Origin of the sequence: Pseudomonas sp. NFACC42-2 (assembly GCF_900116055.1) — a bacterium.
GTDB lineage: Bacteria > Pseudomonadota > Gammaproteobacteria > Pseudomonadales > Pseudomonadaceae > Aquipseudomonas > Aquipseudomonas marginalis.
This window is the reverse complement of the sequence record NZ_FOZO01000027.1, coordinates 53,344-74,375: the sequence shown is the minus strand read 5'-3', so window position 1 is coordinate 74,375 and position 21,032 is coordinate 53,344. Positions and strand designations below refer to the sequence as shown.

Genomic DNA, 21,032 nt, shown 5'->3' with positions numbered 1-21,032 from the left:
TTTACCGAGTACACCAGACCCAACTCCGGTCGGCTCTAAGGCCGCCGCGCTTTGGCTCTTGATCTCAAATCGCCCCGTCAAACACGCTGGCCAAACGCAGGCTTTGGAGCGTGGGTAACCCGGCAGGACGCCGGGTTAGCCGCGCTGGGCCAAGGATGGCCCATCGCGGCGGCCCACGCTCCAAAGCCGGAGTGAGGGCACACCGAGCCTAGGCGAGGTGCCGAGTGTTGGGGCGAGGACCTTTTGGTTACTTTTGGGTCCCTCCAAAAGTGACCCGCTGTAAGAGCGGAACCCTAAGCCGCCGTTACCGAAGAAACGGATATGTACTCAGTACCACACCACCCCACACACCCCTCACCCCCCACTCATATTCATAAACCGCACCACCTGCACCTCCCCCTCCCCACTGAAATCATGCCGCAACGGCTTGCCCTTCAACCCCCTGTGCAACGCCTCGACCAACGGCCCATCCTCCAACGGATAGCGCCGTAACAACGCGCGAAAATCCAGCGCATCTTCCTGCCCCAGGCACAACAGCAACTGCCCTTCCACCGTCATCCGTACCCGATTACAACTGCCACAAAAATTATGCGAATTAGGCGAAATAAACCCGACCCGCGTCCCAGGATGCCCGGCCAACCGCACATACCGCGCCGGCCCGCCGCTGTTCTCGGTGCTATCGATCAGCCCATGCTCACAGGCAATCACCGCCCGTACTTCATCGCTGGAGCAGAACGTCTCGCCCCGCGACCGCCCCACGTCCCCCAGGGGCATTTCCTCGATAAAACTGATGTCGACACCCTGGTCGATGGCGTACCGCACCAACGCCGGCACCTCGTCGAAGTTGCGCCCCTTCATCACCACGCAGTTGAGCTTGATCCGCTCGAACCCCGCATCCCGCGCGGCCTCGATACCGTCCAGCACCTGGCGCAGATCACCGTTGCGGGTGATCCCACGAAACCGCTGCGCATCCAGGCTGTCGAGGCTGATGTTCATGCGCTTGACCCCCGCCTCCACCAACGGCCGCGCCAGTCGCGCCAACTGCGAGCCATTGCTGGTCATCACCAGTTCACGCAAGCCCGGCAGTGCCGCGATGTTGCGGCACAGCCCGACAATGCCCGGGCGAATCAGCGGCTCGCCCCCGGTGAGGCGGATCTTGCGCACGCCCTGCCCCACGAACAGCGCGGCCAGGCGTTGCAGTTCCTCCAGGGTCAACACCTGCTGGCGCGGCAGGAATGTCATGTTTTTCGCCATGCAGTACACACAGCGAAAATCGCAACGGTCGGTCACCGACAAGCGCAGGTAATCGATAGAACGGCCCACCCCATCCACCAGGCTCATGTCACTGCACCAACGGTGAGTCGGCGCCCTGCAGCGCGATGCCGCGGATGTCCGCTGCGCCGATCAGGGTTTGCAGGTACTGCACCAATGCCTTTTGCCACACCCCTTGCTGCAACTGGGTGCGAATCGCAACGGCTACCGCTTCATACGGCAGCGGCTGGCCTTCGATACGTTGGTCGACACTGATCACATGCCAGCCGTAACGGCTCTCCAGCGGCTTGGCGGCCAGGCCCGGGGCCAGGGTGAACAGCTGGCGCTCCAGCTCGGGCACGGTCTGGCCCTTGCTCACCTGGCCCAACGAACCGCCCTGGGCCTTGGACGGGCAGGCCGAGTACTTGAGCGCCAGTTCGGCAAACTGGCCGGGCTGTTCTTCCAGGCTCAGCAGCAGGACTTCGGCCTGGGTGTGCGCCAGGTGGCGTGCCTCGGCGTCGTCCGGCGCGCACTCGAGCAGGATATGCCGCACCGCCAGCAACGGCGCGCTGTGAAAGCGCCCACGGTTGTTCTCGAAGTAGCGCACGCAGGTGGCTTCGTCGCAGTCGGGCACCGTCACCTCGCGCTCCAGCAGCAAACGCGTGGCGGCTTCTTCTTCGTTCTCGCCGGCGGCGATCTCCACCGCCAGGCCCAGCTCGGCGATCCGCTGTTGCAACAGCTCGCGGATCACCAGCGCGCGAGCAGCTAGGTACACCGCTTCCTCGCGGCTGTCGGCCGGGTGGTATTGCAACTCCAGGGCCATGGCCTCGGGCGTGACCGCCACACCGTTCACACTGATGATCGGCCATTCCTGTTCACTGCTGGCGATCAATTCCGGCGCCTTGATCTCCTCGAAAGAAGCCTGGGCCACAGCCTCGGCCATCACCGGTTCCTTGGCCGACGAGCCGCAACCACCGCTGCCGCCGTTACCGCCACCACATCCGCATCCAGTAGTCATGACGTTCTCCTCAATACTTCTGCCGCACGATTTGATAACGACGCCCCAGGTACCAGATCGGCGCGCTGACCATGTGCACCAGGCGGGTAAACGGGAACAGCACGAACAGGGTCAAGCCCAGCGCCACGTGGGCCTTGTAGATCAGCGACACCGGCGCAATCGACTCGGCCGCTTCCACCGGCCGCAACAGCACCACGTTCTGCGCCCAGTCGGCGAGCATCACCATCACCGAGCCGTCCATATGCCCGGTGGAGGCGACGATGGTCAGCAGGCCCAGCAGCAACTGCGCGAGCAGCACCAACAGGATCAGGATGTCCGACGGGCTCGAGGTCGCCCGCACGCGCGGGTCCCCCAGGCGACGCTTGACCAGCATCAGCAGGCCCACCAGGCATAGCAGGCCGAAGAAGCCACCCGAGACCATCGCCAGCAACTGCTTGTGCTCAGTGCTGATCACATGGTGGTAAACCGACGCCGGGGTCAGCAGGCCGACAAAATGCCCGGCCAGCACGAACAGCACGCCGATGTGGAAAAAGTTGCTCGCCACGCGCATGCCACGGTTGTTGAGCATCTGGCTGGAACCGGCCTTCCAGGTGTACTGCGACAGGTCGAACCGCGCCCAACTGCCCAACAGGCAGATCGCCAGGGCCACATAGGGATACACCCCGAATACCAGCAAATTCCACTTAGACATTACCCACCTCCCCGGCTGGCGCTGCGGCCCGGCCTTCTTGCTGAAAATCCACCCAGTGCAACGGCACCGCGCTTTCTTCGCGGGCCTTGCCCGGACTGCTCGGCATCGAGCTGCAGCGGTCCTGTTGCTCAGCCTGCATAAAGTCCACCGCTTCCTCTTCCCAGATTTTGTCCAGGGCCTCGAGGGAGTCGTCCCGCGGTTCGGCGGCGACCTGGGCGCGCAGTTCGGCCACGGCCTGGTGCGGCTCGGCGCCGGCAATCTGCAACAGCGCACGGAAACAACTGGCATAGCCGCTCTCACGCTCGTCCAGACGCGCAGCGAGCAAGGCCAGCAGGTGCGCCACATCCGCCAGGCCCTCGCGGGCCTCGATGTCTTCGCGGGTGGACAGGAACTCCAGGTACAACGGGATGTAGTCCGGCAGCTCCTTGACGCCGATGGCGAAGCCGGCTTCTTCGTACTGGGCCATCATGTCGACCATGGCCTGGCCACGGTCGCGGGACTCGCCGTGCACGTGTTCGAACAACAACAGCGACAGCGACCGCCCCCGGCCAAACAGCGCGCCGTAGTGTTCCTGGCCGTCCATCAGGTCATTGGCGCAGATCAGTTCCAGCAGCTCAAACAACGCACCGCGCTGCTTGGGGCTGATTTCCCGCGATTCGAGAATCGCCTGTTCCAGTTCGTCGCGGCCGTTCACCAAGGTTTCAGTGGGGTAGTCCAGCAGCAACGAAATCACTTTAAGAATGCGCATGGCTCAGTCCTCCCAGATCTGGACGGTTTTCAGCACGTCGCGGCGGTTGGCCTTCTTGGCGCCGAACATGTTGGTGTCGGAGCTGCCGCTGCAACCGCTGCCGAAGCTGAAACCACAACCGGAGCGTTCGGCGAACGCGTCGCTCATGGCGTCTTCACGGTGCGCACTCGGTACCACGAAGCGGTCTTCGTAGTTGGCGATGGCCAGGTAGCGGTACATCTCTTCCACCTGTTCAACGCTCAGGCCGACGTCTTCGAGCACTTGCAGGTCCTGTACGCCATCGACTTGCTGTGAGCGTTTGTAGGCGCGCATCGCCAACAGGCGCTTGAGTGCACGCTTGACCGGTTTTTCATCGCCGGCGGTGAGCATGTTCGCCAGGTAGCGCAGCGGAATACGCAGGCTGTCCACATCCGGGATCACCCCGTTCATGCCCACGGTGCCGGCCGCGGCGGCGTTCTGGATCGGCGACAGCGGCGGCACGTACCAGACCATCGGCAAAGTGCGGTATTCCGGGTGCAGCGGCAGTGCCAACTTCCAGTCGACGGCCATTTTGTACACCGGCGAACGCTGGGCCGAGTCGATCACCGACTGCGGCACGCCATCGGCCAGGGCCTGGCGAATCACCGCCGGGTCATTCGGGTCGAGGAAGATCTCCAGTTGCTTCTCGTACAGGTCCTGCTCGTTGGCGGTGCTGGCCACTTCGCTGATGCGGTCGGCGTCATACAGCAGCACACCGAGATAGCGAATCCGACCCACGCAGGTTTCGGCGCACACGGTCGGCATACCGGCTTCGATACGCGGGTAGCAGAAGATGCACTTCTCGGACTTGCCGCTCTTCCAGTTGAAGTAGATTTTCTTGTACGGGCAGCCGCTGATGCACATGCGCCAGCCCCGGCACTTCTCCTGGTCGATCAGCACGATGCCGTCTTCTTCACGCTTGTAGATCGCACCGCTCGGGCAGGATGCCGCACAGGCCGGGTTGAGGCAGTGCTCGCACAGGCGCGGCAGGTACATCATGAAGGTGTTTTCGTACTCGCCATAAATGTCGGCCTGGATCTGGTCGAAGTTCTTGTCCTTGCGACGCTTGGCGAATTCGGTGCCGAGGATTTCCTCCCAGTTCGGGCCCCACTCGATCTTTTCCATGCGCTTGCCGGACACCAGCGAGCGCGGGCGTGCGGTCGGCTGGTGCTCGCCCAATGGCGCGGTGTGCAAGTGCTGATAGTCGAAGTCGAACGGCTCGTAGTAGTCGTCCAGGCTCGGCAGGTCGGGGTTGGCGAAGATGTTCGCCAACACGCGGAACTTGCCGCCGATGCGGGGGTTGATCGAGCCGTTGGCGTTGCGCACCCAGCCGCCCTTCCACTTGTCCTGGTTCTCCCACTCCTTGGGGTAGCCGATGCCGGGCTTGGACTCGACGTTGTTGAACCAGGCGTATTCCATGCCTTCACGGCTGGTCCACACGTTTTTGCAGGTGATGGAACAGGTGTGGCAGCCGATGCATTTGTCCAGGTTGAGGACCATGCCGATCTGTGAGCGAATTTTCATCTCAGTTCTCCTCGATGTCAGTCGGCAATGGGCGCGGCAAATCATCACCGCTGGAGCCATCGAGCCAGTCGACCTTGGCCATCTTGCGCACCACGACAAACTCATCGCGGTTGCAACCGACCGTGCCGTAGTAGTTGAAACCGTAGGCCTGCTGGGCATAGCCGCCGATCATGTGGGTCGGCTTGAGCACCACGCGGGTCACCGAGTTGTGGTGGCCGCCACGGGTCTTGGTGGTCTCCGAACCCGGCACGTTCACGATGCGTTCCTGGGCGTGGTACATCATCACCATGCCTTCCTTGACGCGCTGGCTGACCACCGCACGGGCGGTCAATGCGCCGTTGACGTTGAAGCATTCGATCCAGTCGTTGTCTTCGATGCCGGCGCGCTTGGCGTCGATTTCCGAGAGCCACACGATCGGTCCGCCACGGCTCAGGGTGAGCATCAGCAGGTTGTCGCTGTAGGTGCTGTGGATGCCCCACTTCTGGTGCGGGGTGATCCAGTTCAGCACGATCTCGGTCTCGCCATTGCTGCGCTTGCCCTTCACCCCTTCGATGGTGCGGGTGTTGACCGGTGGCCGGTAGCTCATCAGTTGCTCGCCGAACGCCTGCATCCACGGGTGATCCTGGTAGAACTGCTGGCGGCCGGTGATGGTGCGCCATGGGATGTTTTCATGCACGTTGGTGTAGCCGGCGTTGTAGCTCACGTGCTCGTCTTCCAGGCCTGACCAGGTCGGGCTGGAGATGATCTTGCGCGGCTGCGCCTGGATGTCGCGGAAGCGAATCGCTTCGTGGGCCTTGGAGATCGCCAGGTGGCTGTGGTCGATGCCGGTGAATTCCGACAGCGCGGCCCAGGCTTTCAAGGCGACCTTGCCGTTGGTTTCCGGGGCCAGGGACAGGATCACTTCGGCGGCGTCGATGGCCGTGTCGATTTTCGGCCGGCCGTGGCTGATGCCCGCAGCGCTTTCGTGATGGTTCAGCTCGCCGAGGAACTCGACTTCTTCATCGGTGTTCCAGTTGATGCCCTTGCCGCCGTTGCCGAGTTTTTCCAGCATCGGGCCCAGGGACGAGAACTGCTTGTAGATGTTCGGGTAGTCCCGTTCCACCACCGCCATGTTCGGCGCGTTCTTGCCCGGAACCGGCGCCACACCGGCGCTTTTCCAGTCGGTGCCGCCAAACGGCTGGGCCAGTTCGCCGACGCTGTCGTGCATCAACGGGACGGTGACCAGGTCTTGCTCCACGCCCAGGTGGCCGACCGACATGGCCGAGAACGCCTTGGCGATGCCCTTGTAGATTTCCCAGTCGGAACGCGACTCCCACGCCGGGTCGATGGCCGCCGACAACGGGTGAATGAACGGGTGCATGTCCGAGGTGTTCATGTCGTCTTTTTCGTACCAGGTGGCAGTCGGCAAGACGATGTCGGAATACACGCAGGTGGAGGACATGCGGAAGTCCAGGGTGGTCACCAGGTCAAGCTTGCCGATGGCGCCGTCTTCGACCCATTCGGCCTCGGTGGGCTTGCATTCGGTGCTGTGGCCGATGTCTTCGTTCATCACGCCGTTCTTGGTGCCCAACAGGTACTTGAGCATGTACTCATGGCCCTTGCCCGAGGAACCGAGCAGGTTGGAGCGCCAGATAAACATGTTGCGCGGGAAGTTCACCGGACTGTCCGGCTGTTCGCAGGCGAAGCGCAGGCTGCCGTCCTGCCAGGATTTGACCACGTAGTCCTTCGGCGTCATGCCGGCTGCAGCGGCATCACGGCAAATGTGCAGCGGGTTGGTGTTGAGCTGTGGCGCACTCGGCAACCAGCCGGCGCGTTCGGCGCGGATGTTGTAGTCCAGGGCGTGTTCCGGGAATTGCGACTTGTCGGCCAGGGGCGAGAGCACGTCGTGCATGCTCATCTTCTCGTGGCGCCATTGCGAGCTGTGGCCGTAGAAGAAGCTGGTGCCGTTCATCTGGCGTGGCGGGCGGTTCCAGTCGAGGCCGAAGGCCAGGGGCAGCCAGCCGCATTGCGGGCGCAGTTTTTCCTGGCCGACGTAGTGGGCCCAGCCGCCGCCGGTCTGGCCGACGCAACCGCAGAGCATGAGCATATTGATCAGCCCGCGGTAGTTCATGTCCATGTGGTACCAGTGGTTCATCGCCGCGCCGACGATGATCATCGAACGGCCCTTGGTCTTGTCGGCGTTGTCGGCGAACTCACGGGCGATCTGGATGGCTTTCTCGCGGCTGACGCCGGTGATCGCTTCCTGCCACGCCGGGGTGCCCGGCACGCTGGCGTCGTCGTAGTCCCTGGCCACGTTCTGGCCGCCCAGGCCACGGTCGATGGCCAGGTTGGCGGCGGACAAGTCGAATACCGTCGCCACTTTGGCCACGCTGCCGTCGGCCAGGGTCACGCTGTGCACCGGCACGCGGCGGAACTGCACGGCATCGCCGGCCACGTGCTGGAAGTGCTCGTGGGCTTCGCCGGCAAAATACGGGAAGGCCACTTCGGCGACGTCGTCACCGATCAGGCTGAGCTTGAGGTCGATGGCGCGGCCATCGCCGCCCTCCTTGGCGAGGATGTTCCACTTGCCCTTCTCGCCCCAGCGGTAGCCGATGGAGCCTTGTGGCGACACCAGTTCACCGCTTTCGTCGAGGGCGATGGTTTTCCATTCCGGGTTGTTGTCCTGGCCGAGGTTGCCGGTGAGGTCCGAGGCGCGCAGGAAGCGGTCGGGCTGGAAACCGGCGCCGGGCGCGAACCCGGTCATCGGCTTGAGCATCACCAGCACCGGCAAGTCGGTAAAGCGCTTGGCGTAGTCGGTGAAGTAGGCGCTCGGTTTATCCAGGTGAAATTCCTTGAAGATCACATGGTTGAAAGCCTGGGCCAACGCGGCGTCGGTGCCCTGCTTGGGGTTGAGCCACAGGTCGGTGAGCTTGGCCACTTCCGAATAGTCCGGGGTGATGGCCACGGTCTTGGTGCCCTTGTAGCGCACCTCGGTGAAGAAGTGTGCGTCCGGGGTACGGGTCTGCGGAACGTTGGAACCCCAGGCGATGATGTAGTTGGAGTTGTACCAGTCGGCCGATTCGGGCACGTCGGTCTGCTCGCCCCACACCATCGGCGAGGCCGGTGGCAGGTCGCAGTACCAATCGTAGAAGCTCAGGCACACGCCGCCGATCAGCGACAGGTAACGCGAACCCGCCGCGTAGCTGACCATCGACATGGCCGGGATCGGCGAGAAGCCGACGATGCGGTCCGGGCCGTATTGCTTGATGGTGTAGACGTTGGAGGCGGCGATGATCTCGTTGACCTCCTCCCAGTTCGAGCGAATGAAACCGCCCATGCCGCGTTTGCTCTTGTACGAGTCGGCCTTGACCTTGTCCTCGACGATGCTCGCCCACGCCTCGACCGGCGACAGGGTCTGGCGCGCGTCACGCCACAGCTTGAGCAGCGGCTTGCGGATCTTCGGGTACTTGAGGCGGTTGGCGCTGTAGATGTACCAGCTGTAGCTGGCACCCCGCGGGCAGCCGCGCGGCTCATGGTTGGGCAGGTCGTTGCGGGTGCGCGGGTAGTCGGTCTGCTGGGTTTCCCAGGTGATCAGGCCGTTCTTCACGTAGATCTTCCACGAGCACGAGCCGGTGCAGTTCACGCCGTGGGTGGAGCGCACGATCTTGTCGTACTGCCAGCGCGAGCGGTAGACGTTTTCCCAGTCGCGGGACTCCTTGCGGGTCTCGCCGTGACCGTCGGAGAATTCGTTTTGCTTGCGGTTGAAGAACCGCAGTTGATCCAGTAAGTGACTCATGATGCTTTCCTCATCAGGCGTGCCGTGGGGTGCGTTGCCCCGCGAATTCGTGGTCGATCAGCAGGGTGTGGCGCAGCCTTTGCGGGCGTACCACCACCAGGTCACGACGATGCAGCTCAGGTAGAAACCGACAAACATGTAGAAGGCCATCGCCGGGCTGCCGGTGGCGGCCATGGACGTGCCGAAGGACTTGGGAATGAAGAACGCACCGAAGGCGCCCATGGCCGAGCTGAAGCCCAGCACGGCGGCGGATTCCTTACCGGCATCCTTGATCGCCTGCTCGCGCTCGGCGGCGGACTTACCGGCACTGGCCTTCTCGTGCTGGGTGCGGAAGATCACCGGAATCATGCGGAAGGTGGAGCCGTTGCCGACGCCGGTGGTGATGAACAGCAGCATGAACATGCCGAGGAAGCCGTAGAAGTTGCCGCCCTGCCCGTTCACCGGCAAAAAGTGCAGCACGCCGAACACCATCACGATCATCAGCACGAAGTTCCACAAGGTCACCCGTGCGCCGCCCAGCTTGTCCGCCAGCCAGCCGCCGAGTGGGCGTACCAGGGCGCCGACCAGCGGCCCGAGGAAGGCGAATTTCAGTGCCACCACATCGGGGAACGAGGTCTTGATCAGCAGCGGGAACGCCGCCGAAAAGCCGATGAATGAGCCGAAAGTCGCCAGGTACAACCAGCACATCAGCCAGTTGTGCTTGCGCTTGAAGATCACCGCCTGCTCGCTGAACGAAGCGCGGGCGCTGGACAGGTCATTCATGCCGAACCAGGCCGCCACGGTGACGGTGAGGATAAACGGCACCCAGATGAAACCGGCGTTCTGCAGCCAGAGTTGACTGCCATCCGCCAAGGTCTGCGGTTGGCCGCCCACCAGGCCGAACACGCCGAACGTGATCACCAGCGGCACGCAGAACTGCATCACCGACACCCCCAGGTTGCCGAGGCCGGCGTTCAGGCCCAGGGCCGTGCCTTGCTGCGACTTGGGGTAGAAGAAGCTGATGTTGGACATGCTCGAGGCGAAGTTGCCGCCACCGAAACCGCACAGCAGTGCGATCAGCACAAACACGCTGTAGGGGGTGTTGGGGTCTTGCACCGCAAAGCCCATCCACAGCGACGGCAGCAGCAGCGACGCGGTGCTCAGGGCGGTCCAGCGGCGGCCGCCGAAGATCGGCACCATGAACGAGTAGAACACCCGCAAAGTGGCACCGGACAAGCCCGGCAACGCCGCCAGCCAGAACAACTGGTCGGTGGTGAAGGTAAAGCCGATGGCGTTCAGGCGCACGATCACCGTGCTCCACACCATCCACACGGCGAAGGCCAGCAACAGCGCAGGAATCGAGATCCACAGGTTGCGGGTCGCGGTCTTCTTGCCGCTGGCGCCCCAGAACGCCGGGTCTTCAGGGCGCCAGTCGTGGATCACCGGCCCCGAGCCGGGCTTTTGCGCGATGGACATGTTCATTCTCCTTGGAGAGGTTGGGCGGTTTTGCCCAACAGCGGTTGCTTGCGCATTTCGCTGAAGTACATCCAGGTCAGGGACACCCAGACCACGCCGTACATCAACATGAAGCAGGACGAGCGCACGCCGGTGAGGTCCACCAGGGCGCCAAACAGGATCGGCAGCACAAAGCCGCCCAGGCCACCGGCCAGGCCGACGATGCCGGACACCGCGCCCATGTTCTGTGGGTAGTCATTGGCGATGTACTTGAACACCGAGGCCTTGCCGAACGCGAAGGCGATGCCCATCACGAACAGCAGCACGGTGAACAGGGTGGCGTTGAGGCCGATATGGAAATCCAGGGGACCGTTGACGGTCTGCACCTGCAATTGGGTCTGCGGGTAGCTGAGCAGGAACAGGCAGATCCAGCTCACCCACAGCACCCACCAGGTCACGCTCTGGGCACCCCAGCGATCGGACATCCAGCCGCCCACCGCACGCAGCACGCCGCCGGGCAGGGAGAAACACGCGGCCAGCAGCGCGGCGCTTTGCAGGCTGAAGCCGTATTCCTGCACGTAGTACTTGGTCATCCACAGCGCCAGGGCCACATAGCCGCCGAACACAATCGAGTAGTACTGGCAGTAGCGCCACACGGCCGGGTCTTTCAGACACAGCAACTGCTGGCGCAGGCTGGCGCCGCCGGCACTGCGGTGGGCCTTGTTCTCGCTGGTGAGGAACCAGAACAGCAGCGCGGTGATAAACAGGATCGCGCCGAACACCTTGGGCACCAGGTGCCAGGTGCCGAGGGCGATCAGCGCCGGGGCCAGGAACTTGGTGACGGCGGCGCCCGCGTTGCCGGCGCCGAACACGCCCATGGCAAAGCCCTGGTTGTCTTTGTCGAACCACTTGGCCACGTAGGCGATGCCCACCGAAAACGAACCGCCGGCCAGGCCGACGAACAGGCCCAGCACCAGGAACTGCCAATAGGCGGTGGCGTAGGTGATCAGGTACAGCGGCAGCACACAGGCGAGCATCAACAGGAAGAACACGATGCGCCCACCGAAGCGGTCAGTCAGCAGGCCCAGGGGCAGGCGCACCAGGGAACCGGTCAACACCGGCGTGGCGGCCAGCAGGCCGAACTGGGTTTCGTTGAGTTGCAACAGCTCTTTGATGGGTACGCCCAACACGGCGAACATCATCCACACCATAAAGCAGACGGTGAAGGCGAGTGTGCTCATGCCCAGCACCAGGCCTTGTCTCATACGGGGTTGAGTCACGGTATGCGCTCCAGAAAGTGATTCCATGGGCGCAGGTTAGGGGCGACACCCCCGTGGAACTTGACCCAGGTCAACGTCCGCCTGGGGGGTATGGGGCTATGCTGGCCCCACATACCTCTAAGGAGGTAGTCCTAACAACAAGAGAAAGTCTTTATTTATCAATGGATTGGTCTCTTGTGCCGGCGTTTTCCCGTGGGAGGGTTTGCCGGCAACTCTTTAGAGGTAGTGCGCCAGGGATTGCGGTTTTTCAGCCCTTTTCCCTTTGCAGGTGCCGCCATGCAGGCTCTCAACCCCCTTCGATCACGCCGCCATGTTTAACTGGCTGCGCAGCTCCCTGCCCGCTCGCGCCGGGCTGGCGGTGATCCTGATCGCCATCCTCGCCCTCGCCAGTTCCTTGAGCGCCGGCTTGATCGCCTGGTTCAGCCAGGGCGATGCCGCCGCCATCAACACCGCCGGCTCGGTGCGCATGGAGACCTACCACCTGAGCTGGAAACTGGCGGCCGGCGCGCCTGCCGACGAGATCGACGCCATCACCCACAGCCTGCAAGGGCGCCTCGACAGCCAATCGCTCAAGGCGGTGCTCGAAGACGGCCCGCGCAGCGCCCTGCTGCAGAGCTACCAACAGATCCAGCAGCGCTGGAACGATGACCTGCGTCCGGCCCTGGCACGCGGCGACGCGATGCTGTTCCAGGCCAGCGCACCGGGGTTCGTCGAGCAACTGAACCAATTCGTCAGCCTCCTGCAACAACACAGCGAACAGAAACAGGGCTGGCAGCAAGGCATCCAGGGCCTGGCACTGTTCAGCACGCTGATCATCCTGCTGATCGGCCTGTACGAATTGCAGTACGGGGTGGTCAACCCGCTGGAAGAACTGGTGCACGCGACGCGGCGCTTTCGTGACGGCGACTTCAAGACTCGGGTCAACCACCGCTCCGAAGACGAGTTGGGGCAACTCGCCCTGAGCTTCAACACCATGGCCGAAACCATTGAACACTCCCACCGCACCCTGGAGAGCCAGGTGCGGCAGAAAACCCTCAACCTGCAACAAGCCAACGCCGCCCTCGAACTGCTCTACCAGAGCAGCCGCAGCCTGGCCACGCGCCTGGCGAACGCCGAGGGCCTGGATGAACTGATCCGGCGCTTCCAAAAACGCCTGCCGGGGCTGCGCCTGTCGCTGTGCCTGCAAGGGCACTTCCTGGCGCCGGCCCAGCAGATGCTCTCCCTGAATGGAGGGGATAGCCGCAACGTCTGCGCCATCGGTGATTGCGCAACGTGCCAAAAACAGAAAGTGGCACTCCCCCAGGTATTCAGCATCAGCAACCAGGGCTCGGAACTGGGCGAACTCAAGGCGCACTTCCTCGACGGCCATGCGCCCCAGGACTGGGAGAAACAGTTGATCCAGGCCCTGGCCAACCTGATCGGCACCTCGCTGTCGCTCAAGCGCCAGCGCGAACAGGACCATCGTCTGCTGCTGCTCGACGAACGCACCATCATCGCCCGGGAACTGCACGATTCCCTGGCCCAGGCGCTGTCCTACATGAAGCTGCAGGTCAGCCGCATGCAAACCCTGATCCGCCGCGGCGAACCGGTGGAAACCCTGGCCACCGTCACCGCCGAACTGCGCGACGGCCTGAACAACGCCTACCGCCAACTGCGCGAATTGCTCACCACCTTCCGCCTGCAAATCCACGATGCCGGGCTGGTGCAGGAGCTGCAGGACACCGCCGAGGAATTCTCGCGGCGTGGCGAGTTCCAGGTGCACCTGCATGTGGACGCCCTGGCCTTCCAACTGTCGGCCAGCGAACAGATCCACTTGTTGCAGGTCACCCGCGAGGCCCTGTCCAATTGCCTGCGCCATGCCCATGCGCAAAACGCCTGGCTGCAACTGCGCCAGGAAGGCGAGACCGTGAGCCTGAGCATCGAGGACGACGGCCGGGGCTTCTGCGGTGAGGTCGACACCCGCGAACACCACGGCCTGACCATCATGGACGAGCGCGCCCGCAGCCTGCATGGCCGCCTCGACATCAGCCCCCGCGAGCCCCAGGGCACCTGCGTGCAATTGCGTTTCCAACCGGAATTTCTCGGCCACTCCCTACAAGGCACCGCCTCATGAACACCCTCACCCGCCACCGTATCCTGCTGGTCGACGATCACCCGATGATGCGCCACGGCATGCGCCAGATGCTTGAACTGGAAGATGACCTGCAAGTGGTCGGCGAAGCCGGCAACGGCCAGGAAGCCCTGGACCAGATCGACGGGCTGCAACCGGACCTGGTCCTGCTGGACAACAACATGCCGCACATGAACGGCCTGGAAACCCTGCGCCGCCTGCGGGCCATAAACTATGCCGGCAAGGTGCTGCTGTTTACCGTGTCCGACGCCGAGGACGACATCCGCGATGCGCTGCGCCTGGATGCCAATGGCTATCTGCTCAAGGACATGGAGCCGGAGTTGTTGATCCAGTACATCCGTGACGCGTTGCATGGCGCATTGGTCATCAGCCCCGGCCTGACCCGCGTACTGGCCCAGGCCCTGCGCTCGCCGCAGCCCCATGCGGCAGTGGAATTGACCGAGCGCGAGCGCCAGGTGCTGAGGACGATTGCCAGTGGGCACAGCAACAAGGTGATCGGGCACAAACTGGGGATTACCGAGGGCACGGTGAAGGTGCATGTGAAGAATCTGCTGCATAAGCTGGGGTTGCGGTCGCGGGTGGAGGCGGCGGTCTGGGCGATGGAGCATTTGCGGCAGGCGGGGTGAGGCTGTTTGAGGCTGAACGCGCGGCAGATAGGGCTGTTGTGGTGAGCGGGCTTGTCCCGCGCTGGGCTGCGTAGCAGCCCCAGTCCAGAAGAATGCGGTGTATCAGACACTCTGTAGACACTGGTTTTGGGGCTGCTACGCAGCCCAGCGCGGGACAAGCCCGCTCACCACAGGGAGATTTGTCAGGGGCTGAAAAGTTGTGTAGATACTCATGCTCATCGGGGGCAAGCCCCCTCCCACATTTTTCACACAAACCCCGCAAGAGGTACCCCCACAGAGGCATATCAACCCCGCGCCAAGCCCCCTACGCTACCCCATTGCGGAGGCCCAACCATGCTCACCCATCCCCACATCGTGCTCACCCTGCGTCGCCATCACCTGTTCAGCCAGCTCCCGGAAAAAACCTTCCAGGACGTCTGCACCCTGGCCAACCTCAAGCGCCTGCCCGGCCATGTGCCGTTGATGCACCAGGGCGACGCGGCCGAGCGTTTCTTCCTGCTGGTCAGCGGCCAGATCAAGTTGCATCGGGTCACGGGCGAAGGCCAGGAACACCTGGTGGAAGTCATCCAGCCCGGCCAGACCTTTGCCGAAGCGCTGCTGTTCACCCAGGCCAAGGCCTATCCGGTGAGCGCCACCGCGCTCAAAGACAGCGTGCTGGTCAGCATCGAAGGCCAGCACTACCGCCGGGCCCTGGAAGACCAGCCGAAAATTTGCCTGGCGATCCTGGCCAGCATGAGCATCCACCTGCATCAGCGTCTCAAGGACATCGACACCCTGACCCTGGCCAACGCCAGCCGCCGGGTGATCAACTTCCTGTTCCAGGAGCGCGATGCGTTGAGTGGCGAGGTGGTGCTGCAAGTGCCCAAGCGCCTGGTGGCGTCGAAGCTGGGGATCCAGCCGGAGACCTTTTCAAGGATCCTGCACCGGCTGGTGGAAGGCGGGTTGATCGAGGTGCAGCGGCGCACCATTCGAATCCTCTGCGAAGAACAGTTGATGGGCTATCAGGCCGGCTGATCAGTGCCCGCTGTGGACCGCTGACGCCCGCCCCGCCCGCTCCAGATTCCGCCACAACCAGGGCGGCAACACATCCGGGTCCAAACTGTCGATCAGATTCTTCAACCCCAGCCCCAATTCCGTATCCCCCTCGATCACCAACCGGCGGCGAAAGAACAACGTATCAGGATCTTCCTGGCGGCTGGCCAGCAACAGAAAATCCCGCCAATTACCACTGATGCTCACCTGCGCCTCAGCCTTTTGCGCAATCCGCAACCCATCCCGCCCCAGGGTCAGGTACCAGCACAACCCCAGGTCAGGAATACGCAAACACAGCCAACGCCCGCGCAGCAGGTCAAACCCGCCGTCGCGCAGGGGTTCGGCCAGGCAGCGGTTGAGGGCCTGCTGCAAGACCAGGCGCTGTACGCCAAACGGCACACGGCGAATCAATGGCAACAACCGGTCGGCCCCCTTGAGCAGCCATGGTTTACGACTCAGCACAGGCCCACCTCCTCAACCCGCAACATGCCCGCCTGGCCATGCCAGTAGCCGTTGCAGCCTTCGACATACAGCGGCGGCGTAGCGCCCTGGCGTACCTGGTCGTAGGCACGCACCACCTCGACCATGCCCTCGGCCCGGGGGCTCAGGCGCAACAGGTCGGCACCGCTGGACACCAGGCCGGGGTAATCGGCCAGCAGGTTGGTAACGTCGGCCGACATGGTCTGGATGCCGTTCAAGGTGAACAACGCCTGCCCTTCCTGGCTGGTCAGTGGCATGCCATCGGGGTAGTTGATGCAGCAGAACTGGCAATCGTCCTTCGGGCGGTTTTCCGCGCGGGCGGTGAAGCAACGCGCCGAGTAGGCCAGGGGCAAATGGCCGTAGGCGAAGATCTCCACTTCGGGCAACGGCCGGCCCAATTCGCGCACCTGTTCCAGCACGTCGGCGATCAGGCCCTGGGAGCACTCCACCGGCGGCACCCAGCGCTGCATGCCGGCGTCGAGCAGTTGCACCAGGGCGTGACCGTTGTAGAGGTTGAGCGCCGGGCCGCCGACAAAGGGCAGTTTGCGCTCGATCAGCATCTGCACCGCGCCCATGTCGTTGGCCTCCACCAGCCACTCGCCGTTGTCGCACAGGCGGCGCAGGCTCGAGAGTTCGGAGGCGGCTTCGATCAAGGTCAGGCTCGACAACACGATCTGCGCCGGGCTGCAGGTTTGCAGTTCCCGGCCCAGGCCCAACCAACGGTCCAGGGAAAACGCGCGGCGCTTGGCGCACACGGTTTCGCCCAGGTAAATCACGTCCAGGGGCAAGCCGGCCATGTCCGAGTAGAAGCGCCCCAGGTGTTCCTTATCCCAATAAAACAGCACCGGTCCCAGGCTGAGTTTCATCTGTGTCTCCTCACTGCCATGCACGATGGTAGGCGCCGAGTGTGGTCTGGCTGCCTTCGGATAACCCGGCCAGCACCTGGCGCCATTGGTCCTTGACCACAAAGCTGGCCGGTGCGCTGCGGTGGGCGTCGAGCGCGGCGCGCCAGACCCGGGTGACTTGTTCCACATACGCCGGGCTGCGTTGCCGGCCTTCGATCTTGACCGCTTCGACGCCGATGGCGCTGAGTTCCGGCAGCAGGTCGAGGGTGTCGAGGCTGGTGGGTTCTTCGAGGGCATGGAAGCGTTTGCCGCCGACCAGGAAGCGGCCCTTACACAGGGTCGGGTAGCCGGCGGGTTCGTCGGCGGTATAGCGGTCGATCAGCACGTCGCTCAGGCGCGCGCTCAAACCCTCGGCATCTTCGCTCCAGCGCACCGCCTTGGCCGGCGAGCACACGCCGCACAGGTTCGGCGACTCGCCGGTGATATAGGAAGACAGGTGGCAACGCCCCTCGGCCATGATGCACAGGCTGCCAAAACCGAACACTTCGATGGGCACCGGGCTGCTCGCAGCCACCTGCTTGACCTGGGCCAGGGACAGCACACGGGGCAATACCGCGCGGCGAATGCCGTAGCGTTCGGCATAGAACTTCAGCGCCGCCGCGTGGGTGGCAGAGCCCTGTACCGAGAGGTGCAAGGCCATGTGCGGATGCTGGCGGCTGGCGTAGTCGAGCACGCCGGGGTCGGCGGCGATCAGGGCGTCCACGCCGTGGTCCGCCGCGCGGTCGACGGCGCGTTGCCAACGCGCCCAGATCTTCGGTTGCGGGTAGGTGTTGACCGCCACGTACAGCTTGCGCTGGTGCTGGCGAATAAAGGCGACGGCACCGTCGAACTGTTTGTCGTCCATGTTCAACCCGGCGAAATGCCGGGCATTGGTGTCATCGCGAAAACCGACATACACCGCATCGGCGCCTTGGCGCACAGCGGCTTTAAGCGCAGGCAGGTTGCCTGCCGGGCAGACCAGTTGCATGGGGGCTCCTCAGAGAAATTCAGCGAAAGACACAAACGACACCGGTTCATCCTTGAGCACCTGGTGCTCACACTCGACGATCACCAGGCCATCGGCCCAACACGCGGCGGTCAGCATCGCCGAGCTTTGCTGGGGATGCAGCACGGCGCGCAATTGCCCGTCCTCGCCAGGGCTCAGGCGTGCACGCAGGTACTGGCGGCGCTTGTTGGGCGTGAGCCATTCGAATGCGGCCGGCACCTGGATCGGCACCGGCAGCACCCGTTCCACCCCTTGGGCGCGCAGCAGGAACGGACGCACCACCACCAGCGCGGTGATCAGCGCCGCCGACGGGTTACCGGGCAGGCCCAGCCACGGCTTGCCCGCCACTTCGCCAAACGCCAGGGGCTTGCCGGGCTGGATCGCCAGGCGCCAGAAGTCCACGCGACCGAGTTCTTCGATGGCCTGCTTGAGATGGTCCTCCTCCCCCACCGACACCCCCGCCGAGGTCAGCAACAGGTCGCACTCGGACGAGGCCAGGGCCAGCGCATCGCGGCTGGCGGCCAACTCGTCGGCCATCACCCCGTAGTCGTGCACGTCCACGCCCCAGCCACGCAACAACGCGGCCAGGGCATAGCGGTTGCTGTTGTAGATTTGCCCCGGCACCAGCGCCTCGCCCGGATCACGCAGCTCGTTGCCGCTGCTGAGCAGGCACACCCGCAACGGGCGATAGACTTTCAACCGAGGTATGCCGGCCGAGGCGAGCAAGCCGATGTCCTGGGCGCGCAGGCGTTTGCCGACGGCGATCAGGGTCTGCCCGCGCTGCAGCTCTTCACCCTGCTTGCGCACGTGCTCGCCGAGACGTACCGGCGGGCACCAGATGCGCTGGCCGTACAGGCGGCAACGCTCCTGTGCCACCACCGTGTCAGCGCCAGGCGGTAGCGGCGCACCGGTAAAAATGCGCACGGCCTGCCCGGCCTGCACCCTCACCTTGCTGTGCTGCCCCGCCGCAATGCGCCCGGCGAGCATCAGGTAGCCGCCTTCGGCCGGCACGTCCTCGGCGCGCAGGGCGTAGCCGTCCATGGCGCTGTTGTCGAAACCGGGCAAATCCAGGGGCGAGAACAGCTCTTCGGCGACCACCCGCCCCAGCGCCTGCTCCAGACCAATCACCTGGCTGCTCGGCGGTGGCGGCGCCTGGGCCAGCAGCGTGGCAATGGCCTCGTCCACCGGCATCAGGTGGCCGCTGTCACACACCGAGACACTCATGAACGCGACTCGCAGGCTTGCAGGATTTGCTCAGGCTGGGGCTTGAGGTGCGGCACGAAATTGCACGGGCCGGTGCGGCTGTCCAACTGTTCCGCCAGGATCTGGTCCCAGCCGGTGCGGCATGCGCCCGGCGAGCCCGGCATGCAGCACACCAGCACGCCGTTGCTGATGCCGGCCAGGGCGCGGGACTGCAAGGTGGAAGTGCCGATTTCGGCCAGGGACACCTGGCGGAACAGCTCACCGAAGCCTTCGACATGTTTGTCCAGCAACGGCAACACCGCCTGGGGCGTGTTGTCGCGGGCGGTGAAACCGGTACCGCCGGTCATCAGCACCACTTGCACCTCGGGATCGGCGATCCATAGGGAGACTTGCGCACGAATCTGGTAGATGTCGTCGATCACCAGGCCACGGTCGATAAGCACATGCCCGGCACTTTCGAGGCGGTCCACCAGGGTCTGGCCGGAGGTGTCGGTGTCGAGGGTACGGGTGTCACTGATGGTCAGCACGGCGATGTTCAGGGGCACGAAATTGCGTTGTTTCAAATGGGCCATGATCAAGGCTCCAGGCGTCAAGAAAGTTGCCGTCAGCCTGCGCCGCAACGGGCGCAGGGCCTATTCCTCCAAGGAGGTATCTCGTTCAGGGGGCCAGGCGCGTGCGCTGCCAAATGCCCGCGTGCAGGCGGTAGTCGAGACGGTCATGCAGACGGTCGGGCCGGCCCTGCCAGAACTCGATGCGCTGCGGCTGCAGGCGGTAACCGCCCCAATGCTCGGGCCGTGGCGGTTGCTGCCCGGCGAAACGCTCGGTGACGTCACGCAGGCGGCTTTCCAACTCGCTGCGATGGCTAAGGGGCTGGCTTTGCGGCGACGCCCAGGCGCCCAACTGACTGGCGGCCGGGCGCGCATCGAAATAATCGTCCGACAACTGCGCATCCGCTCGAACCACCGGGCCTTCGATACGCACCTGACGCTCCAACCCCGGCCAGAAAAACGTCATGGCCGCATGGGGATTGCTCGCCAACTCCTGGCCCTTGGCACTCTGGTAATGGCCGAAAAAGAAAAAGCCCTCGGCACTGAAACCCTTGAGCAGCAGGATGCGACAGTGGGCATGCCCGTCATGATCGACCGTAGCCAAGGCCATGCTATTGGCCTCGGCCGGCGGCACCTCGGTTTTACGCGCCTGATCCAGCCACTGGCCGAACAGCACCAAGGGATCGTCCTGCACCAAGTCATCACGCAGGCCATAAAGGGTGTAGTTGCGGCGCAATTGCGCAAGAGACAGTGGCATGGCGCAGTCCTCCAGAAAGTTCGCCACAGTGTGGGAACCTCCGCGCATTTATCCCTTGACCGCGATCAACATTCGCCCGTGGCATGACGCCGCATGTGATTGCTTGAGGTGTGGGGGGCTACACAACGGATCGCGTTGCTGTTGCTGACGACGTGTTGTTTATCAGGGTGCTCAATCCGGCCGCCTGATCAGCGCAACATCAACTTGGCCAGAATCACGATCACGACCATATGCACCAGGATGCTGCGACGAATCCACGTCGCACGCCGGGGGCTCAAGCGCTGGTGACTCAGCAGGTACGCCAGCCACAGGTAATGGCCGATGATGCTCAGGGCCAGCAGGATTTTCAGGCTCAGCAGCGCGGCGAAGTGGCTGGCCCAGGGCACCGCCAACAGCCCGCGATAGTGCCAGGCCAGGCCGATGCCGGCGCCGTACAGCAACACCACCACGCCGTGCAGTACCTGGCGCGAACGCCGTGCAATGGCGTGGTCGGAGGTGAACTGCGCCGACCAGGCCAGTTCCTCACGGGCGCTGTGCCAGATCACCACTTCGAAAAACAGCGTGCCGATAAACGCAATCGCTGCCAGCAGATGCACGATCAACAAGGTGGAATAGAGCATGACGTC

The 21,032-nt window shown here is 63.7% G+C and carries 18 protein-coding genes; 3 read left to right on the top strand and 15 right to left on the bottom strand.

What is annotated here, in order from left to right:
* Positions 1 to 354: 354 nt before the first annotated feature.
* From moaA to BM416_RS28255, 8 genes are read right to left on the bottom strand one after another with little or no spacing between them, the layout of a single operon-like run.
* Positions 355 to 1,341 (bottom strand): GTP 3',8-cyclase MoaA, encoded by a 987-nt coding sequence (gene moaA, locus BM416_RS28290; protein WP_092490182.1) that lies wholly within the window; start codon positions 1,339 to 1,341, stop codon positions 355 to 357.
* 1 nt (position 1,342) lies between these two features.
* A complete protein-coding gene (locus BM416_RS28285; RefSeq protein ID WP_092490181.1) occupies positions 1,343 to 2,269 on the bottom strand; it encodes a peptidylprolyl isomerase in 927 nt (308 codons plus the stop codon).
* A 10-nt stretch (positions 2,270 to 2,279) separates the two neighbouring features.
* On the bottom strand, positions 2,280 to 2,960 hold the full coding sequence (narI, locus tag BM416_RS28280; RefSeq protein ID WP_027607172.1) for a respiratory nitrate reductase subunit gamma: 681 nt from the start codon (positions 2,958 to 2,960) through the stop codon (positions 2,280 to 2,282).
* On the bottom strand, positions 2,953 to 3,708 hold the full coding sequence (gene narJ / locus BM416_RS28275) for a nitrate reductase molybdenum cofactor assembly chaperone (protein ID WP_027607173.1): 756 nt from the start codon (positions 3,706 to 3,708) through the stop codon (positions 2,953 to 2,955). The genes narI and narJ overlap by 8 nt, the downstream gene beginning before the upstream one ends.
* Before the next feature lie 3 nt (positions 3,709 to 3,711).
* Complete coding sequence (gene narH, locus BM416_RS28270; RefSeq protein ID WP_027607174.1) at positions 3,712 to 5,250, bottom strand: nitrate reductase subunit beta; 1,539 nt, start codon at positions 5,248 to 5,250, stop codon at positions 3,712 to 3,714.
* Position 5,251: 1 nt separating this feature from the next.
* Complete coding sequence (locus BM416_RS28265; RefSeq protein ID WP_092490180.1) at positions 5,252 to 9,025, bottom strand: nitrate reductase subunit alpha; 3,774 nt, start codon at positions 9,023 to 9,025, stop codon at positions 5,252 to 5,254.
* Positions 9,026 to 9,082: 57 nt separating this feature from the next.
* Entirely contained in the window at positions 9,083 to 10,480 is a 1,398-nt protein-coding gene (locus BM416_RS28260; RefSeq protein WP_092490179.1) for a NarK family nitrate/nitrite MFS transporter, read from the bottom strand.
* A gap of 2 nt (positions 10,481 to 10,482) precedes the next feature.
* A complete protein-coding gene (locus BM416_RS28255; protein ID WP_092490178.1) occupies positions 10,483 to 11,739 on the bottom strand; it encodes an MFS transporter in 1,257 nt (418 codons plus the stop codon).
* 310 nt (positions 11,740 to 12,049) lie between these two features.
* On the opposite strand from BM416_RS28255, the gene BM416_RS28250 reads away from it, so the two are divergent.
* From BM416_RS28250 to BM416_RS28240, 3 genes are all read left to right on the top strand, one after another.
* Entirely contained in the window at positions 12,050 to 13,852 is a 1,803-nt protein-coding gene (locus tag BM416_RS28250; RefSeq protein ID WP_092490177.1) for a HAMP domain-containing protein, read from the top strand.
* The gene (gene narL, locus BM416_RS28245) at positions 13,849 to 14,496 is read left to right on the top strand and encodes a two-component system response regulator NarL (RefSeq protein WP_092490176.1); all 648 of its coding nucleotides are present in this window, start codon (positions 13,849 to 13,851) and stop codon (positions 14,494 to 14,496) included. The genes BM416_RS28250 and narL overlap by 4 nt, the downstream gene beginning before the upstream one ends.
* 333 nt (positions 14,497 to 14,829) lie before the next feature.
* Complete coding sequence (locus BM416_RS28240; RefSeq protein ID WP_092490175.1) at positions 14,830 to 15,510, top strand: Crp/Fnr family transcriptional regulator; 681 nt, start codon at positions 14,830 to 14,832, stop codon at positions 15,508 to 15,510.
* On the opposite strand, the gene BM416_RS28235 is transcribed toward BM416_RS28240, so the two are convergent.
* The 7 genes from BM416_RS28235 to BM416_RS28205 all read right to left on the bottom strand — a co-directional run bounded on the left by BM416_RS28235 (position 15,511) and on the right by BM416_RS28205 (position 21,026).
* Positions 15,511 to 15,990, bottom strand: coding sequence for a ubiquinone anaerobic biosynthesis accessory factor UbiT (locus tag BM416_RS28235; protein WP_092490174.1), 480 nt, complete (start codon positions 15,988 to 15,990; stop codon positions 15,511 to 15,513).
* Positions 15,984 to 16,874 (bottom strand): U32 family peptidase, encoded by an 891-nt coding sequence (locus BM416_RS28230; protein WP_092490173.1) that lies wholly within the window; start codon positions 16,872 to 16,874, stop codon positions 15,984 to 15,986. Before BM416_RS28230 ends, BM416_RS28235 begins: the two co-directional genes overlap by 7 nt.
* A 10-nt stretch (positions 16,875 to 16,884) precedes the next feature.
* Positions 16,885 to 17,880 (bottom strand): ubiquinone anaerobic biosynthesis protein UbiU, encoded by a 996-nt coding sequence (locus BM416_RS28225; RefSeq protein WP_027607183.1) that lies wholly within the window; start codon positions 17,878 to 17,880, stop codon positions 16,885 to 16,887.
* 9 nt (positions 17,881 to 17,889) lie between these two features.
* Entirely contained in the window at positions 17,890 to 19,122 is a 1,233-nt protein-coding gene (gene glp, locus BM416_RS28220; RefSeq protein ID WP_092490172.1) for a molybdopterin molybdotransferase MoeA, read from the bottom strand.
* Entirely contained in the window at positions 19,119 to 19,673 is a 555-nt protein-coding gene (moaB, locus tag BM416_RS28215; protein ID WP_092490171.1) for a molybdenum cofactor biosynthesis protein B, read from the bottom strand. Before moaB ends, glp begins: the two co-directional genes overlap by 4 nt.
* Before the next feature lie 85 nt (positions 19,674 to 19,758).
* Positions 19,759 to 20,406 (bottom strand): pyridoxamine 5'-phosphate oxidase, encoded by a 648-nt coding sequence (pdxH, locus tag BM416_RS28210; RefSeq protein WP_092490170.1) that lies wholly within the window; start codon positions 20,404 to 20,406, stop codon positions 19,759 to 19,761.
* Between the two features lie 188 nt (positions 20,407 to 20,594).
* A complete protein-coding gene (locus BM416_RS28205) occupies positions 20,595 to 21,026 on the bottom strand; it encodes a hypothetical protein (protein ID WP_065941885.1) in 432 nt (143 codons plus the stop codon).
* Between the last annotated feature and the right edge of the window lie 6 nt (positions 21,027 to 21,032).

Bases quoted from the DNA above. Each gene is read 5' to 3' on its own strand.
- moaB (WP_092490171.1), bottom strand. From the start codon at position 19,673: ATGGCCCATTTGAAACAACGCAATTTCGTGCCCCTGAACATCGCCGTG.
- BM416_RS28205 (WP_065941885.1), bottom strand. From the start codon at position 21,026: ATGCTCTATTCCACCTTGTTGATCGTGCATCTGCTGGCAGCGATTGCG.
- BM416_RS28240 (WP_092490175.1), top strand. From the start codon at position 14,830: ATGCTCACCCATCCCCACATCGTGCTCACCCTGCGTCGCCATCACCTG.
- pdxH (WP_092490170.1), bottom strand. From the start codon at position 20,406: ATGCCACTGTCTCTTGCGCAATTGCGCCGCAACTACACCCTTTATGGC.
- narL (WP_092490176.1), top strand. From the start codon at position 13,849: ATGAACACCCTCACCCGCCACCGTATCCTGCTGGTCGACGATCACCCG.
- BM416_RS28285 (WP_092490181.1), bottom strand. From the start codon at position 2,269: ATGACTACTGGATGCGGATGTGGTGGCGGTAACGGCGGCAGCGGTGGT.
- BM416_RS28250 (WP_092490177.1), top strand. From the start codon at position 12,050: ATGTTTAACTGGCTGCGCAGCTCCCTGCCCGCTCGCGCCGGGCTGGCG.
- BM416_RS28265 (WP_092490180.1), bottom strand. From the start codon at position 9,025: ATGAGTCACTTACTGGATCAACTGCGGTTCTTCAACCGCAAGCAAAAC.
- BM416_RS28260 (WP_092490179.1), bottom strand. From the start codon at position 10,480: ATGTCCATCGCGCAAAAGCCCGGCTCGGGGCCGGTGATCCACGACTGG.
- BM416_RS28225 (WP_027607183.1), bottom strand. From the start codon at position 17,880: ATGCAACTGGTCTGCCCGGCAGGCAACCTGCCTGCGCTTAAAGCCGCT.
- narH (WP_027607174.1), bottom strand. From the start codon at position 5,250: ATGAAAATTCGCTCACAGATCGGCATGGTCCTCAACCTGGACAAATGC.
- moaA (WP_092490182.1), bottom strand. From the start codon at position 1,341: ATGAGCCTGGTGGATGGGGTGGGCCGTTCTATCGATTACCTGCGCTTG.
- narI (WP_027607172.1), bottom strand. From the start codon at position 2,960: ATGTCTAAGTGGAATTTGCTGGTATTCGGGGTGTATCCCTATGTGGCC.
- glp (WP_092490172.1), bottom strand. From the start codon at position 19,122: ATGAGTGTCTCGGTGTGTGACAGCGGCCACCTGATGCCGGTGGACGAG.
- BM416_RS28230 (WP_092490173.1), bottom strand. From the start codon at position 16,874: ATGAAACTCAGCCTGGGACCGGTGCTGTTTTATTGGGATAAGGAACAC.
- narJ (WP_027607173.1), bottom strand. From the start codon at position 3,708: ATGCGCATTCTTAAAGTGATTTCGTTGCTGCTGGACTACCCCACTGAA.